Source organism: Sulfitobacter sp. 15WGC (assembly GCF_005068605.1).
GTDB lineage: Bacteria > Pseudomonadota > Alphaproteobacteria > Rhodobacterales > Rhodobacteraceae > Sulfitobacter > Sulfitobacter faviae.
Map to the genome: position 1 here is coordinate 156,892 of NZ_SZNL01000007.1, position 15,981 is coordinate 172,872.

General features: G+C 64.4%; 12 protein-coding genes. 7 read left to right on the forward strand and 5 right to left on the reverse strand.

Annotated features, from left to right (window positions below; all coding sequences use genetic code 11):
- Nucleotides 1-67 precede the first annotated feature (67 nt).
- The 3 genes from FCK22_RS08150 to FCK22_RS08160 all read left to right on the forward strand — a co-directional run bounded on the left by FCK22_RS08150 (nt 68) and on the right by FCK22_RS08160 (nt 6,007).
- The gene (locus FCK22_RS08150) at nt 68-1,237 is read left to right on the forward strand and encodes an efflux RND transporter periplasmic adaptor subunit (RefSeq protein ID WP_082852082.1); all 1,170 of its coding nucleotides are present in this window, start codon (nt 68-70) and stop codon (nt 1,235-1,237) included.
- Nucleotides 1,234-4,353, forward strand: coding sequence for an efflux RND transporter permease subunit (locus FCK22_RS08155; protein WP_067265096.1), 3,120 nt, complete (start codon nt 1,234-1,236; stop codon nt 4,351-4,353). The genes FCK22_RS08150 and FCK22_RS08155 overlap by 4 nt, the downstream gene beginning before the upstream one ends.
- Nucleotides 4,354-4,438: 85 nt before the next feature.
- Entirely contained in the window at nt 4,439-6,007 is a 1,569-nt protein-coding gene (locus tag FCK22_RS08160) for a phospholipase D-like domain-containing protein (protein ID WP_067265094.1), read from the forward strand.
- 3 nt (nt 6,008-6,010) lie between these two features.
- Here the strand turns inward: FCK22_RS08160 and FCK22_RS08165 are convergent, their stop codons facing one another.
- The 5 genes from FCK22_RS08165 to FCK22_RS08180 all read right to left on the reverse strand — a co-directional run bounded on the left by FCK22_RS08165 (nt 6,011) and on the right by FCK22_RS08180 (nt 12,137).
- The gene (locus FCK22_RS08165) at nt 6,011-7,246 is read right to left on the reverse strand and encodes an OpgC domain-containing protein (RefSeq protein ID WP_067265091.1); all 1,236 of its coding nucleotides are present in this window, start codon (nt 7,244-7,246) and stop codon (nt 6,011-6,013) included.
- Nucleotides 7,233-9,038 (reverse strand): glucans biosynthesis glucosyltransferase MdoH, encoded by a 1,806-nt coding sequence (mdoH, locus tag FCK22_RS08170; RefSeq protein ID WP_136720363.1) that lies wholly within the window; start codon nt 9,036-9,038, stop codon nt 7,233-7,235. Before mdoH ends, FCK22_RS08165 begins: the two co-directional genes overlap by 14 nt.
- Nucleotides 9,039-9,043: 5 nt before the next feature.
- Complete coding sequence (locus tag FCK22_RS18885) at nt 9,044-9,214, reverse strand: hypothetical protein (protein ID WP_156505591.1); 171 nt, start codon at nt 9,212-9,214, stop codon at nt 9,044-9,046.
- The gene (locus FCK22_RS08175; RefSeq protein ID WP_082851917.1) at nt 9,211-10,710 is read right to left on the reverse strand and encodes a glucan biosynthesis protein G; all 1,500 of its coding nucleotides are present in this window, start codon (nt 10,708-10,710) and stop codon (nt 9,211-9,213) included. The genes FCK22_RS18885 and FCK22_RS08175 overlap by 4 nt, the downstream gene beginning before the upstream one ends.
- Before the next feature lie 398 nt (nt 10,711-11,108).
- Nucleotides 11,109-12,137 (reverse strand): Ldh family oxidoreductase, encoded by a 1,029-nt coding sequence (locus tag FCK22_RS08180; protein WP_067260898.1) that lies wholly within the window; start codon nt 12,135-12,137, stop codon nt 11,109-11,111.
- 105 nt (nt 12,138-12,242) lie between these two features.
- On the opposite strand from FCK22_RS08180, the gene FCK22_RS08185 reads away from it, so the two are divergent.
- The 4 genes from FCK22_RS08185 to FCK22_RS08200 form a co-directional block, all read left to right on the forward strand.
- Nucleotides 12,243-13,760 carry an aldehyde dehydrogenase (NADP(+)) gene (locus tag FCK22_RS08185; RefSeq protein ID WP_067260895.1) on the forward strand — a complete coding sequence of 506 codons (1,518 nt, stop codon included), beginning with the start codon at nt 12,243-12,245 and terminating at the stop codon, nt 13,758-13,760.
- A gap of 243 nt (nt 13,761-14,003) precedes the next feature.
- Nucleotides 14,004-14,810 (forward strand): transporter substrate-binding domain-containing protein, encoded by an 807-nt coding sequence (locus FCK22_RS08190; RefSeq protein WP_067260893.1) that lies wholly within the window; start codon nt 14,004-14,006, stop codon nt 14,808-14,810.
- Between the two features lie 59 nt (nt 14,811-14,869).
- Complete coding sequence (locus tag FCK22_RS08195) at nt 14,870-15,535, forward strand: amino acid ABC transporter permease (RefSeq protein ID WP_067260891.1); 666 nt, start codon at nt 14,870-14,872, stop codon at nt 15,533-15,535.
- 13 nt (nt 15,536-15,548) lie between these two features.
- Nucleotides 15,549-15,981, forward strand: a 433-nt coding sequence (locus FCK22_RS08200) for an ABC transporter permease subunit (RefSeq protein WP_136720368.1), incomplete at its 3' end; no start/stop codon positions are given.

Here is a 15,981-nt window from a genome sequence, read left to right on the forward strand (position 1 = left end):
TGACGTGCCTTTTTGGGGCCGATGCTCAATTATGCGCCTCGTAACATATTTTGAAAGCGCATCCCCCGTGAAAGCCCTGCGCCAATTTTTCGTATTTCTGCTGGTTCTCGTTGCGGGTCTCTACGCGATGTTAACCTATGTCCCCGCCTCCCGCCCCTATGTGGCGGAGACCGGCTTGCTCGATCTTCTGGGGATCGAGGAGGTCGCGGAGGCGCCACAGGCCTCTGGCCGGGGCTGGGGCGGCGGCGGGCCGTCGCTGGTCGTCACCGCCGGGGTCAGCGAAGAGACTTTGGCCGACCGGATCACCGCCATCGGCGACGGGCGCGCGCGCCGCTCCGTCACGCTGCGCTCCAACGCCGTGGGGGTCATCACCGATCTCAACCTGCCCGCCGGGCAGTTGATCGAGGCGGGCACCGTTGTGGCCCTGTTGGAGAATGAGGCCGAGCAGATCGCCCTGAAGCAAGCCGAATTGCAGCTTGAAAACGCCCAGACCGAGCAAGACCGCGTGGAGCGGTTGCAAAACACCGGCGCGGTCAGCGAAGTGCGCCTGCGCGAGACGGAACTGGCCCTGCAAAGCGCCGAGCTTGCGCTCAGCCAAGCGCAGTTCGATCTGTCGCAACGCCGCATCCTCGCGCCGATCTCGGGTTGGGTGGGGATCACCGATATCGAAGAAGGCGACCGCGTCAATGCGCAGGATCAACTCGCCACCATCACCGACCGCAGCGAGATCCTGATCGATTTCCGCGTGCCTGAGCGGGTGGTGAGCAAACTCTCCTTGGGCAAGGAAATCACCGTCACCCCGCTTGGCATGCGCGATTTGACCCTGACGGGTGAAGTCAGCGCCATCGACAGCGTGATCGACCGTGCCAGCCGCACGCTTCTGGTGCAGGGCCGCGTGCCGAACGAAGGGGACCAGCTGCGCGCGGGCATGGCCTTTTCGGTCAGCTTGACCTTTGTCGGCGATCCGTTTCTGGCGATCCCGCCGCTGGCGGTGCAATGGTCCTCGGACGGGCCGTTTGTCTGGACGGTACGGGAGGGCAAGGCGCACCAAGTCGCGGTCGAGATCGCGCAGCGCAACAGCAATTCCGTGCTCGTGCTGTCGGAGGATCTGACCGCCGATGATGTGGTGGTGACGGAAGGCGTGCAAACCCTGCGCGAAGGCGGCGAGGTGCGCGAGGTCAACCGCGCGGGCAGCGTGCAGTCAGATGCCGCCCCGACTGAGAAGACAACCCTATGAGCGCGGCCCCGACCGAGGACGCCACGCCGCCCGCGAGCACCGCCTCGGGCACCGCGCTTTTCGTGCGTCGCCCGATCCTTGCTTTCGTGCTGAACGCGCTGATCGTGCTGGCAGGTATCGCCGCGCTTTTCGGTGCGGAGGTGCGGGAGCTGCCCAATGTCGACCGGCCCGTGGTCACGGTCACCACGACCTTCTCGGGCGCCTCCCCGGAATCCGTCGATCAGGAGCTTACGGGGCGGATCGAAGGAGCCGTGGGCCGGGTCTCGGGCGTGCGGGCGATTTCATCGAACTCGCGCTTCGGGCGCAGCCGGGTCACCTTGGAGTTCAACGACAGCACCGACATCGACGTGGCCGCGACCGATGTGCGCGATGCGGTGGCGCGGATTGTGAACCAATTGCCCGAAGGGGCCGACCAGCCGCAGATCGTCAAGGCCGATGCCAATGCCCAGCCGGTGATGCGCATCGCCGTGACCTCCATGGGCCGCTCGCCGGAGGCGTTGACCAAACTGGTGCAGGACCGCGTCGAAGATCGACTGATCTCGGTCAACGGGGTGGCGGATTTGCAGGTCTACGGCGACCGTGAGCCGTTTTTCCGCGTCGATATCGACCAGTTGGAACTGGCCAGCCGGGGCCTGACCTTGGGCGATATCCAGCGCGCCTTGGCCGATGTGGCCTATGATGCGCCCGCGGGCGATCTGGCGGGCGACCGTCAGTCGATTAACGTGCGCACCACGGCCAGCGTCGTCACCACACAGGCGTTCGAGGCGATGGAGATCAAGCAGAACGTCCGGCTCGGCGATGTCGCCAGCGTCACGCTTGGCCCCGCCGAAGGGGAGACGATCCTGCGTGCCAATGGGCAATTGGGCCTCGGCATTGGCATCATCCGGCAGGCCACGTCGAACACGCTTGAGATCTCGCGCGATGTGCGCGCCGTGGTGGGGGAGTTGAACGAAACCCTGCCCGAGGACGTGCGGATTTTCGTCACCTCGGACGATGCGACCTTTATCTCAGGCTCGATCCGCGAGGTGCTCTCAACGCTGGCCTTTGCCGTGGGCATCGTGGTGGCGGTGATCTTTGTCTTCCTGCGTGATTTCCGCGCCACGCTGATCCCGGCGCTGACCCTACCGGTGGCGCTGATCGGCACTTTGGCGGCGATCTATCTGGTGGGCTTTTCGATCAATATCCTGACCCTGCTGGCGCTGGTTCTGGCCACCGGGATGGTCGTGGATGACGCGATTGTGGTGCTGGAGAATATCGTGCGCCAACGGGCGGCGGGCATGGGGCCGCGCGCGGCGGCGGTGCTGGGCACATCGCAGGTCTTCTTTGCCGTGGTGACCACCACGGCCACGCTGGCGGCGGTCTTTATCCCGCTGTCGTTCCTGCCCGGACAGGCGGGCGGGCTGTTTCGGGAGTTTGGCTTTACCCTCGCCATCGCGGTGATGCTGTCCTCGGTCGTGGCGCTCAGCCTTTGTCCAGTTTTGGCGAGCCGCCTTTTGACCAAACCCGCGGCAGAGAACCCGCGCGGCCCTGTCGTGTGGCTTGGCAACCTGCTTTACCGCGCCTATGCGGCGACCCTCAGATGGGCGCTGGCGATGCCCTATGTCGTGGTGCTGATCGCGGCCTTCGTCGCGCTGACGGCGGTGCTGGTCTCGGGCGAGATTCGGCAAGAGCTGACCCCGCGCGAAGATCGCGCCGTAGCGCTGCTCAGCGTCTCGGCCCCGCAGGGCGTCTCGCTTGATTATACGCAAAGCAAGATGCGCGAGATCGAAGACCTGATCACCCCGCTGCAAGAGGCCGGAGAGGTGACGAATATCTTCTCCATCACCGGGTTTGGCGCGGACAATCGGGGTTTTATGGTGTTCACGCTCGCCGGTTGGGAAGACCGTGCGCGCAGCCAAGATGAGATTGTGGGCGAGATCAACGGCAAGCTGCGCGGCATCGTGGGCGTGCGGGCCTTTGCAATTCAGCCGAACTCCCTCGGGATTCGCGGCGCGGGGCGCGGCCTGTCTTTCGCCATCACAGGCAACAACTACGAGCAATTGTCGCAAGTCGCACAGGCGATGGTGGACCGGTTGAGCGCGAACCCCGCGATGGGGCAGGTGCGGCTGGAATATGAACGCACGCAGCCGCAGCTTTTCGTGCAGATCGACCGGACGCTGGCCGCTGACCTCGGCGTCGACATCACCGGGCTGGGGCAGGCTTTGCAGGCGATGCTCGACGGGCGCGAGGTGGCATCGGTCTTTATCGACGACACCAGCTATGGCGTGCAGATGCTGTCGACCTCGGACCCGGTGAACGACCCGCGCGACCTTGAGAACGTCTTTGTCCAATCGGGCAACGGGCAGATGATTTCGCTAGCCAGTTTCGTGATCCTCGAAGAACGCGCCGTCGCGCCCGAGTTGGACCGGGAGGGCCAGAACCGCTCAGTCGAGATTTCCGCCGGGCTGACGCCGGGCCTGTCATTGGGCGATGCGTTGGAACAGGTGCGCGCGGTGGGGCAGGAGGTGTTGGACGATGAAAACCTGATCGTGCCGCTGGCCGAGGCCGCCGCGTTGGATCAAACCAGTTCGGGGCTTTTCGTGACCTTCGGCTTTGCGATCCTCGTGGTTTTCCTTGTCCTCGCCGCGCAGTTCGAAAGCTTCATCTCTGCCATCGTGGTGATGGCCACGGTGCCCTTGGGGCTGGCCTGCGCGATCTTCGCGCTGCTGATGACGGGGCAGAGCCTGAACGTTTACAGCCAAATCGGGCTGGTCATGTTGATCGGGATCATGGCCAAGAACGGTATTCTGATTGTCGAATTTGCCAACCAATTGCGCGATCAGGGGGCGGATATCCACGCGGCGATCTTTGGCGCCTCCACCATCCGGCTGCGTCCGGTGATGATGACGATGACCTCGACCGTCTTGGGCGGCGTGCCGTTGATCCTTTCGGCGGGCGCGGGGGCCGAGGCGCGCGAGGCGCTTGGCTGGGTGATCGTCGGGGGGCTGGGCATGGCCACGCTCTCGACCCTCTATCTCACCCCGGTCGCCTATTTCCTGCTGGCGCGGTTCACCACGCCCAAAGCCGCCGAAGAAGCCCGGCTGCAGGCCGAGCTGTCTGAGGCGCAACCGGTCTGAGCCCGCCCGATATTTACGCATGGATGCAACTTCGCGCTACAATGCGCGTTTAGTCCTGTAGCATCGAGTGGAAAGGGGCAAAAACGTGCAGGGCGATTTGGAACTGGCTAAGACGAACCACGCGGCGTCGACCCAAGGGGCGAACAGCCAAAGCCTGTTCAATGACAAGACCACATGGCGCGTCGCCCGGGCCGATCGGTTCGGCCTTATCGTCGATGCGGCGGATTATTTCCGGGTCCTGCGCGAGATTTTCCTCGGGGCGCGGCAGCAGCTGATGCTGATCGGCTGGGATTTCGATTTCGAGCTTGAGATGCTGCCGGGCGAAAGTGACGAAGACGGCAACGCACCCGACGGCTATCCCAACCAGCTTGGCGCCTTTGTCGAGGCGGTGGTGGAGCGGACGCCGGATCTTCATGTCTACCTGCTGAAATGGAACGGCGCTGTGCTGGCCGCGCCGGGACGGTTGGTGCCCTCGTTAGCGCTCAGCCTTTTCGGTGGCGACCGGATTCATTTTGCGTTGGACGGCCATCACCCCTTCGGCGCCTGCCACCACCAAAAGATTGTCGTGGCCGACGACGCTCTGGCCTTCTGCGGCGGGATCGACGCGACCGAGGACCGCTGGGACACACCCGATCACTTGCCGAACGACCCGCGCCGCCTGCGCAAGGATGGCACGCCCTCTGACCCTTGGCATGACGCAACCTCGGCCATGTCAGGCCCCGCCGCCGCGGCCTTGGGTGAGCTTTCGCGTCGGCGTTGGTTCCGCGCCACGGGGGATGAGATCGCGCGGCCTGAGGATGCGCCCATGTCCGAATGGCCCGAAGACCTGCCGATTGATGCCGAAGGCGTCGAGGTGGGCATCGCCCGGACCGAGCCGCCTTTCGACGAAGAGCCGCTGATCAATGAGATCGAACGCCTCTATATCGCGGGGATCCAATCGGCGCGTGACTATATCTATATTGAATCGCAGTACCTCGCCGCCGCTTCGGTCTGCGATGCGCTTAAAGCCAGGTTGGCCGAAGAGGATGGGCCGGAGATCGTCATCATCAACCCGCGCGATGCGGAATCCCAGTTGGAAGATGACGCCATGCATGTCCTGCGGGAGCGGCTCGTCGAAGAGCTAAAACGCGCGGATCACCAGAACCGCTTTCGCATCTATTTCCCCGTCACCAAGGAGGGGGAGCCGATCTATGTTCATGCGAAGATCATGATTATCGACGATCATCTTTTGCGTCTTGGTTCCAGCAACCTCAACAACCGTTCCATGGGGTTTGATACCGAGTGTGACGTCGCGATCGAACACCCGGCGAAGGTGATCGAAGGGTTCAGAACCCGCTTGATTGCCGAGCACCTCGGGCTGCCGCCCGAACGTGTGGCCGAGGTGATGGAAGAGAAGAAGTCGATGATCGGGACCATCGAAACCCTCAACCGCAAGAAGGGCCGTGGCCTGCGGGCGGTGTTCCGGGGCAGCGAGACTGTCGTCGGTGGATTCCTCGCCAATACCCGCTTGCTCGACCCGCGCTACCATCCGGGCGAAAACACCGCCACCGGGCGCGGCATTCGCCCGCGGCACATGGCGCTGATCGCGGGCGGGCTGGGGCTTGCATGGCTTGCGTGGCGCAAATGGGGGCGGAGCGACGACCAGCGTTCGTAAAGGCTAGGGGGTGGCTTCGGCGGTTGGTGCTTTAAGCGAGACGGGTGCGGGTTCAGCCGGTGCGGCAAGCACCTGCCGCGAGGTCTCTGCAATCCAAGCGATGCCATAGAGCGCCGCCGTTCCGACAAGAGGCAGAACCCACGGCATCCACTGCGCCTCTGGCCGCGCCATCATCGCCACCTGACAGATCAGCGCCAGAACGGTGCCGCTGGCAAAGACCAGCAGACCATGCCGCCCGATCAACCGAACCGGGCTGGCCAGGGCATGGGCCGACAGGCGGGTGACGGTCTGCAACTGTGACAGGAAATATCCCAAGGCCAGAATGTGAACGAACCGCGGGGCGGAGAGATAGGTCTTGTCGTGCGAAGTGATGTTGAAGGGCACCCCGGCCTCTCTCAAATGATGCATTTGCAGGTTCAGGAAACGGCCCAAACCCGGCACATAGCGCCATGCGAAGACGCCCAGCAGGACGGCGGCGGACAGCCAGAACAGCGCTTGCGAGTTCGGGAAAAAGCGGCAGCCCTGCCGCTGGCTCAGACCCACCAGCAGCCCGCAGACAAAGATCGCTTGCCATGCGAAGGGGTTGAAGAACCAGCCGCCCGGGTTGGGGTAGTTCGGCAGGTTAAGCCGGAAGACACCGGTCAGCAGCCAAAGCACCAGCGACAGCGCGAGAAGCAGGCGCGGCCAGCGCAGCCCTAGCATGATCGCCGCCGGGGCGCAGATCAGCAGGACCGAATAGGCGGGCAGGATGTTCACATAGCCGAACTGATGCGTCAAAAGCGGTATCCCGATCACGCTTTGGGTCGGGTTTTGAAAGAGCTGCCGCATGTTGATCTTGGTCAGGAAGGCGGCCTCTGTCGTGATCTGGAAGGCGGCGGCGAAGATGGCTAAGGCCACTGCTGAGAGCAGGAGCTGCACCACATAAAGCGACCACGCCCGTTTCCACAGGGGCGCGATGGCACGCCAGAGGCCGTGACGCACCCTGCCTCGCGCGATGAAACGGGGCGTATAGGCCAAGCCTGCGGCGATGCCGGACATGAGGAAGAACGCCTCTGCCGCGTCGGCGAAACCGAGGTTGCGGATGGTCAGGGCCTCATAGGGGTTGCCCGGGACGTGGTTGATGAAAATCATCACCAGCGCCAGCCCGCGAAACAGGTCGATGCGCGGATCGCGGGCGGATTTGGGAGCCGCGCCGGCAGCCAGCGCGGCGGGCGACAGCCCGGTGTTAGGCGGTGGCATGGGGCAGATCCGCCGCTTTGGGTTCTGGCATCAGATGTTCGTCATTCCACGTCAGCCGCCAAACGTCGCAGATACTGTCGTATTCCGCGACGACATCGCGCGGCGCGGCATCCTCGGGCACGGCGAAAAGCCTGCGGGGCAGGGGGCGGGAGGTCCAGGCGATGAGCAGCGGGGCCAGCAGCATCGGGACCGCGACGGGCAGCAGCCAGACGGTCAGATCGGGCGCGACCCATTGCACCGCCGCGAGGATCACCGCGCCAATGAACACGATCCACCGGCCCGCAGCCCAGCCATCGGCCAAACTCAACTGGCCCTCGTTCCGTTGGTTGGCGGGCCAACCGCCGTCTTGGCCCGAGAGGACCTGCATCACTGCCCGGCTGTGGTAGAGCAGCATCAAAGGGGCCAGAAGCGTGGTTAGCACGATCTCGGTCAGCACCGAGAGCGCCATCCGCAAAGCACGGCCAAAGTCGCGCGCCCGGTCGGTGAGAAGCGCATGGATCAGGATCAGCAGCTTTGGCACCACCAACAGCCCCAGCACGCCCAAGGCCAGCAGCGTGATCTCGCGCGCGCTGGTATCGGGGAAGACGGGGAAAAGCTGATAGGGGCCGGGAAAATACTCCGGCGGCGGCGCGTAGAGCGTGCTGATCGCCGAGGTGATCAGAAAGGCCGCCCAGAGAAGCGAGACGACATAGGCGGTCACATTCTGCAAAAAGACAAAGCGGCTCCACCCCGCCAAGCCGGGCGCGAAGATCAGCCGCGCATGTTGCAGGTTGCCTTGGCACCAGCGCCGCTCGCGCCGCGCGAAGGAAAGGACGTTTTCGGGGCCCTCCTCAAAGGAGCCGCCCAAGGTCTCATCCACCTCGACCTTCCAACCGGCGCGGGCGAGCAAGGCCGCCTCGACATAATCATGGCTCAGGATATGCCCGCCCAAGGGTGGCGGGCCAGAGAGTTCGGGCAGGCCACAGCTTTCGGCAAAGGCGCGGACGCGGATGATCGCGTTATGGCCCCAAAACGGCCCCGTGGCCCCCTGCATGCGGGCAAGGCCACGGGTGAAGATCGGCCCATGGAACCACGAGGCGAACTGCAAGGCGCGGCCAAAGAAAGACCGCGCGCCGATGATCTTGGGCAGGGTCTGCAAGAGCCCCAGCTGCGGATCGGCCTGCATCCGCGCGATCATGGCGCGGATCGTCTCGCCCTCCATCAGACTGTCGGCGTCAAGGATCACGGCAAAGTCATAGGCCCCGCCGTAGCTGCGAATGAACTCTTCGATATTGCCCGCCTTGCGGCCCGCATTGTCCTGCCGCCTGCGGTAGAAGATGCGGCCTTGGCCCTCGGTCTCGCGCAGCAGGCGGGCGAAGGCGAATTGCTCTTTCCCGGCCAGCGCGTCATCGCGTGTGTCCGACAGAACCACGAAATCCGCCGTAACCCCGGCCCGGGCGACGGAGCGGTCAATCGCGGCGATGCGGGCGAAGGTGGTAAGCGGGTCTTCGTTGCAGATGGGCACCGCGATCACCGTGCGCGGCTGCGGTGCCTCAAGCGCGGGGCGGGGCGGCGTCGATCTGCCGCCGAAAAGCCCGATCAGCGCCAGCAACGCCCCCCAAGCCAACCAAGCGGTGGTGGCGAAAACGAGCAAGGCCCGGAGGCCGTCCCAGCCGCTGAACCCATCTCGCGCCGCAGCCTCGGCCAAAAGGGTCGCGGCAAGGGCTGCGGCGCCGAGCGACAACAGCAGGGCGACCGCCCGTGCAAAACGGGTCGGGCCATCCGCCGCGATCTGCCTGTGCTGGGGTGTCATGGTGCTCAGGCCTTACGCCGCAGCAGAAATGCCCGCGCAAGGTCGGCCAGCCCGGCCAGATGGCCGCGCCGTTCCAAGCTCTGCCGTGGCATCGCAAGCGGGGCAGCGGGCGGCATCCAGTTCTCGGCCTCGCCAGCCATTGCAGAAGTGGGGGTCGTCGCGTCTTGAAGGGTCATGCGTTGATCCATTGGTACACCCATGTCTCTGTCAGATTGCGGTCATATCCCGATAGAACTGCCTTGATTTCGACGATGGCGTCAGGCTCGGCGCGCAGTTCCAGCACCAGCCGCCATTCGTCCCTGCCATCCACCCGGCTTAGGATCGCCTCCACGATCTCGCCGTTTTGTGCGCTGGTGACGGGTTCAAGCTCGGCGTCGCTCGGCATATCGCTGAGCTGTCCGCCGGCGAAGTCGATGACGAATTTGCGGGTCTCGGTGTCTGCCTCAACACCCGCCACCCCGCCATGGCCCGAGCGCAGCCGCACCACGCGGCCAAGGGTCTGCGGCGTCGCGCCCGGCGGGGTCATCCCCCAGTGCATGCGGTAGCCGTAGGCCAGTTCATCGCCCGCGCGGGTCTCCCCTTCGGGGATCCAATAGGCCACGATGTTGTCATTGCCTTCCAGATCCGAAGGTATCTCGACCAGCCGCAGCGTGCCTTTGCCCCAGTCGCCCATGGGTTCGATCATCAGCGAGGGGCGGCGTTCGTAATGGGCCTGCGCGTCGAGGTAATGCTCAAAGTCCCGATTGCGCTGCGCCAGCCCGAAAGACCGCGGGCTCTGCGCCCCGAAATAGGAACTCGCCAAACGCGGCGGATTGTTCAGCGGGCGGCAGAGGGTGGTATCCTTGCCTGTGTTCAGCACCAAGACTTCGCTGTCATGCACCGCGGGGCGGAAGTCGTCGAAATTGCCCTTATCCGCGCCATTGTGCAAAAACATCGAGGTCAGCGGCGCGATGCCAAGCTGTTTGATGTCTTCGCGCAGGAAGAGCCGCATGGTGACTTCGACGGTGGTGTCTTCGCCCGGTGTGATCACGAATTGATAGGCCCCGGTCACCGAAGGGCTGTCGAGCGCGGCATAGATCGTGACGCTATCGTCACCCGGTTCGGGGCGGCGCAGCCAAACCTCGCTGAAGCGGGGGAATTCCTCACCTTCGGGCAGGCCGGTGTTGACGGCCAATCCCCGCGCGCTGAGACCATAGAGCGTGTCCTTGCCCAAGGCGCGGAAATAGCTCGCCCCTTGGAAGACGATCAATTCATCGAAAATATCGGCCCGGTTGAGCGGGGTGTGCAGGCGGAAACCGGCGACGCCCGGCATCTCGGCATTGGGCGGGATCGACTTGGCGAGTTCTTCGTCGTCATACTCAAAATCGGCGGTGGTAAAGCCCATCGGTTCCACCGCGTCGCCCCGGACCTCGTTCATCTTCACCGCTTCCTTAAACAGCCAGCCGGGGTGGAAGGCGTGCAGCCTGAAGGCCACGCCCTTTTCCTGCCAGCGGGCCTGCTCGGGCCGGAACCGGATGCGCTGGTAGGCGTCATAATCCAGATCGGCAAGGAAGCCTTCGACCGGCTTCGGGGCCACATAGGAGGTCTGGGCCAATCGCCGCATATCTTCGACCAGTGCGTCGAAGGTGAAGGAGGCGGCGGGCACCTCCTGCGCCGCGCTGTGCCGCGGCATGAGCGCGGCGGCAAAGGACGCGGCGGAGAGGGTGAGGAACTGGCGGCGTTCTAGGGTTTCGGACCGCTGTTCAATCGGTCGTGCAGTCGGGAAATTCGGCAAAACAATACCTCAGAAGACACGTTAAGAGTGTGCAATTTTTCCCCTATCTAATCTTTTTGCGGAGGCTGGAAACTTGATATTGCAACTATCAGCGGATTGCCGCAGGGCAGCGCGGAAAACCGCCGATCCGGCTGCTGCGCGGCGGGGGCTGCACAAATTTTCGCCTTGATTTCCGTAGGATCGGCTCTTTTTTTGTGACAATCGCCCTGCGATGGTGGCAAGATTTTGCGGCGCTTTGAGGCGTGTTTGGGCGGGATCGCGCCCCACCCCCGCGGGAGGGCGGCGCGCGGTGGGGGTCAGACGGCGTCGAGCCCTTCGGCCAGCAAACGCTCAAGACTGCGCATCTCGGCCTCCGTCAGGGGAATCCCCTTGGCCCGCGTCTCGGCACGCGCCTTGAACCGGCGCTGCGAGGGCAGCCGCGCCCCTTGCCCGGTGATCGCATCAAAGAGGGTTTCCGCCCGCGCGAAGGGGTCGCCGGGGCGGCCTGCGGCAAACGTTTTGGGGTCGAAGGCGATGATCAATTCGCCATGGGCGGGCGCAAGGGTGAGCGAGCCCAAGGCATCGCGCGCTTCAGGGCTGGTCAGGTCACCGATCATCACCCCGGCAAGCAATTCGATCATGGTCGAGATGGCCGATCCCTTGTGACTGCCGAAGGGCAGCATAGCCCCGGCGAGGGCGGCTTCGGGGTCGGTCGTCGGGCTGCCATCGGGTGCGATGGCCCAGCCTTCGGGCAGGGGCGTGCCCGCGCGGCGGTGCAATTCGATCTCCCCCCGCGCGGCGACGCTGGTGGCGAAATCGAAAACGTAAGGGTCGCCCCCTTCCCGGGGCCAGCCAAAGGCGAAAGGGTTGGTCCCCATCAAGGGGTCGGTTCCGCCCGAGGGGGCGACGCTGGCATAGCTGGGGCACATGGCCATGGCTGCAAGGCCCATCTCGGTCAGCGCCTCGATCTCGGGCCAGAGGGCGGCGAAATGGGTGCAATCGTTGATCACCATGGCGGCGATTCCGGTGGTGCGGCAACGCTCGGCCAGCACCGGCGCGCCTGCTTCGAAGGCCGCGTTGGAGAAGCCGCCGCCTGCGTTCACGCGCACCACGGCGCTGTCGTCATGATGCACCTGTGGCACGGCGTCGGGCACCACCTTTCCCGCCTTGATCGTGCGCAGGCAGCCTTCGATCCGGTAGATGCCGTGGGATTTGCAGGCATCGCCTTCGCCCGCGACAATCACCCGCGCGAGGGCGGCGGCATTCAGGGGCGACAGGCCCCCGCCTTGGAAAATCCGAATGACCATCGCGGTCAGGTCATCGTGAGAGAGGGTTGTGTCGGCCATCTGAAACCTCGCAGGGCTTGGGTTGCAATCATGCATACATCATGTATGCAGATGCGGAGAGACGCAAGCTGACACCGGGCCGCGGCCCGCAAGAAAGGATAGAAGATGGCCTTTACTCCCCACGGCAAACACCTGATCGCTGGCGAATGGATCGCCACGGATGATCGCTTTAGCTCTAGCCCCGCCCATGGGCCTGCGCATGACTTCTCGGTCGGCACGGTGGAACTGGTCGACCAAGCCTGCGAAGCCGCCGAAGCTGCGTTTTGGGACTATGGCTATTCCAGCCGCGCGACCCGCGCCAAATTCCTCAACGCCATCGCCGATGAGATCGACGCCCGCGGGGCCGAGATCACCGAGATCGGCAGCCAAGAAAGCGGCCTGCCCGAAGCGCGGCTCGAAGGGGAGCGGGGCCGGACCGTGGGCCAACTCCGCCTTTTCGCGGCGCATATCGAAAAGGGTGACTATCTGGACCGTCGCTTCGATGCCGCCATGCCCGACCGCCAGCCCGCCCCGCGGCCCGCGATAACTATGGTCCAACGCCCCATCGGCCCCGTGGCCGTCTTTGGCGCGTCGAACTTCCCGCTGGCTTTCTCCGTGGCGGGCGGTGACACCGCAGCGGCGCTGGCGGCGGGCTGCCCGGTCGTGGTCAAAGGCCACTCCGCCCATCCCGGCACCGGAGAGATCGTGGCCGAAGCGATCCATGCCGCGGTTGAAAGCTGCGGCATGCCGCGCGGGGTCTTCTCGCTGATCCAAGGCGGCAACCGCGCCGTGGGGCAGGCCGTGGTGCAGCATCCGCTGATCAAGGCCGTGGGCTTCACCGGCTCGCTCGCCGGGGGCCGGGCGCTCTTCGATCTCTGCGCCGCGCGGCCAGAGCCGATCCCCTTCTTTGGCGAGTTGGGCTCGGTCAACCCGATGTTCATGCTGCCCGCCGCGATGGCGGCACGGGCCGAGGAGCTTGGCAAGGGCTGGGCGGCATCGCTGACCATGGGCGCGGGCCAGTTCTGCACCAATCCCGGGATCGCCGTGGTGATTGACGGGCCGGGCGCCGACGCCTTCGTGCAGAACGCGGCAACAGCGCTGCAAGACGTGGCCCCGCAGGTCATGCTGACAGACGGTATCGCGGAGGCCTATTGCGCAGGGCGGGACAAGTTCAAATCCGCGCCAAGCCTGCGCCAGGTGCATCTGGCCGACAGCGAAGGCCGCACCGCCGCGCCTGCCCTCTTCGAAACCACGGGCGAAGAGTTCAAGGCCAATCCGACGCTGCACGAAGAGGTCTTCGGCCCTCTAGGCTTGGTGGTGCGGGTCTCTTCGCTCGAAGAGATGCGCGCGCTGGCGTTGGAACTGGACGGGCAATTGACCATCACCCTGCATATGGATGACGCGGATGTCGACGCCGCGCGCGACCTCATGCCGGTGCTGGAGCGCAAGGCGGGTCGCCTGTTGGCCAACGGTTTCCCGACAGGGGTCGAGGTGGTGGATTCCATGGTGCATGGCGGGCCGTATCCGGCCAGCACCAACTTCGGCGCGACCAGCGTGGGCACCCTGTCGATCCGCCGTTTCCTGCGGCCCGTGTCCTATCAGAACCTGCCCGAGGCGCTGCTCCCGGAAGACGCGGCGGAATAATCTAAGATCGGAAAAGCCGGGCCGCGCGCCCGGCTTTTCGCATTTGTTACGCCGTGGGGGCAGCCCGACCGGCTGCTCTTTCGCGACCATGCTGGCCAGGCTGGAATGTATCAAAAATATGTCGACATGCCGGTAAAAGTTAAAAATACATATTGTATTTTTAATGAAGACATTGTTCCTTCATACCACCCCGCACCCCGTCCAGAGAGAGTCGGGGGCGACCAACCCAAGAGGGAGATACCTATGAAATTCACGCAACTCGCCGGGAGCCTCGTGGCTGCGACCGTGATCGGCACAGCCGCTCAGGCCGACAAACTGGACGACATCATTTCTTCGGGCACGCTGCGCTGCGCCGTGGTGCTGGACTTCCCGCCCATGGGCTCGCGCGATGACAGCAATACGCCCGTTGGCTTCGATGTGGACTATTGCAATGACCTGGCCGCCGCCCTTGGCGTCGAAGCCGAGATCGTGGAGACGCCCTTCCCCGACCGTATTCCCGCCCTCGTCTCGGGCCGTGCGGATGTGGGTGTTGCCTCCACCTCTGACACGCTGGAGCGCGCTAAGACCGTTGGTTTCTCGGTGCCCTATTTCGCCTTCACCAACGTTGTGCTGACCCGCGAAGACGCGGGCGTCGACAGCTTTGAAAGCCTCAAGGGCAAGACCGTGGGCTCCGTCGCGGGCACTTTCGAAGCCATCGCGCTGGAAGAGCAGGTCGACGCATGGGACGAAGGCAGCTTCCGTTCCTACCAGAGCCAAGCGGACGTCTTCCTGTCGTTGGCCCAAGGCCAGATCGACGCGACGGTCGTGACCTCCACCGTGGCCTCCTCCATCGTGGCGAGCGGCAAGTTCGACGGTTTGACCATCGCGGGCGATGCGCCGTTCGACGTGGACTATGTCGGTCTGATCGGCCTGCGTCAGGAATACGGTCTGCTGAACTACCTCGACCTCTTCGTGAACCAGCAGGTGCGCTCGGGCCGTTATCAGGAACTGTTCGACAAATGGGTCGGCGGCGAGGCGCCGGATCTGACCATCGCCAAAGCCTATCGCTGATGAATGCGGGGGCCGCGACCTGCGGCCCCCCTGCCGATAACCGCTGATCGGAGCAAGAGATGGGCAACTATACCTTTCAATGGCGACAGGCCTTTCGCGCCTTACCAGAGATGCTGGAAGGCGCGCTGGTCACGCTGCAAATATCGATCCTGTCGATGCTCATCGGCATTGCCATCGCCGTGCTGCTGGCCGTGGGCCGGGATGCCAAATCGGCTTGGCTGCGGGCGCCTGCGACCGCATGGGTCGAAGTGGCGCGCAACACGCCGGCGCTGTTTCAGATTTACATGGCGCATTTCGGGCTCGGGTCTTTCGGGATCTATCTCAGCCCCTACGCCGCGCTGCTGGCCGGGATCGCCTTCAACAACGCGGGCTACCTTTGCGAGACGTTCCGCGGCGCGATGCGCGCCATTCCGGGCACGCAGCTGCGCGCCGGGCGGTCACTGGGCATGGGGCAGGCCAAGGCGTTTCGCTTGATCATCCTGCCGCAGATGTTCCGCATCTCGTTCCTGCCGACGACGAACCAGATGATCTGGGCGATCTTGATGACCTCTCTGGGTGTCACGGTGGGGCTGAATTCGGATCTCGCCGGGGTGACGCAAGACCTCAACGCGCGCAGCTTCCGAACCTTTGAATTCTTCGCATTGGCGGCGGTGATCTACTACGTGATCGCCAAGACCGTGATGCTTGGCGCACGGCTGCTTGCCGCCCGCCTGTTTCGCTACTGAAGGAAGAGAATAGATGTTTGATACGGCTCTGACCTTCAACGACCTGTTGTTCATGCTCAAAGGCGCGGGGGTGACGCTTTCGGTCACCGCCTTCGCGGTGGTGGGCGGCACGCTGCTGGGGGTGTTCTTCGGGGTGCTGCGCAGCCAGATCAGCCCATGGGCGGCGCTGCCGCTGACCTTCGTGCTGGATATCTTCCGCTCGGTTCCGCTGCTGATCCAACTGATCCTTGCCAACGCTTTTCAGGCCATCGCGGGCTGGGGGATTTCGCCCTTCGTGACCTCCTGCATCGTGCTGGCGCTCTATACCTCGGCCTATTGCACCGAGATCGTGCGCGGCGCGATCGAGGCGGTGCCTTCGGTCACCCGCCGTGCGGCGCGCTCGCTTGGCATGACATGGGGGCAGGATCTCACGCAGATCGTCTTTCCCATGGCGCTGCGGGTCGGCC

Coding starts and splice junctions, on each gene's coding strand:
- FCK22_RS08155 (WP_067265096.1), top strand. CDS start 1,234: ATGAGCGCGGCCCCGACCGAGGACGCCACGCCGCCCGCGAGCACCGCC.
- FCK22_RS08175 (WP_082851917.1), bottom strand. CDS start 10,710: ATGCCGCGGCACAGCGCGGCGCAGGAGGTGCCCGCCGCCTCCTTCACC.
- FCK22_RS08185 (WP_067260895.1), top strand. CDS start 12,243: ATGGCCTTTACTCCCCACGGCAAACACCTGATCGCTGGCGAATGGATC.
- FCK22_RS18885 (WP_156505591.1), bottom strand. CDS start 9,214: ATGACCCTTCAAGACGCGACGACCCCCACTTCTGCAATGGCTGGCGAG.
- FCK22_RS08180 (WP_067260898.1), bottom strand. CDS start 12,137: ATGGCCGACACAACCCTCTCTCACGATGACCTGACCGCGATGGTCATT.
- FCK22_RS08190 (WP_067260893.1), top strand. CDS start 14,004: ATGAAATTCACGCAACTCGCCGGGAGCCTCGTGGCTGCGACCGTGATC.
- FCK22_RS08165 (WP_067265091.1), bottom strand. CDS start 7,246: ATGCCACCGCCTAACACCGGGCTGTCGCCCGCCGCGCTGGCTGCCGGC.
- mdoH (WP_136720363.1), bottom strand. CDS start 9,038: ATGACACCCCAGCACAGGCAGATCGCGGCGGATGGCCCGACCCGTTTT.
- FCK22_RS08195 (WP_067260891.1), top strand. CDS start 14,870: ATGGGCAACTATACCTTTCAATGGCGACAGGCCTTTCGCGCCTTACCA.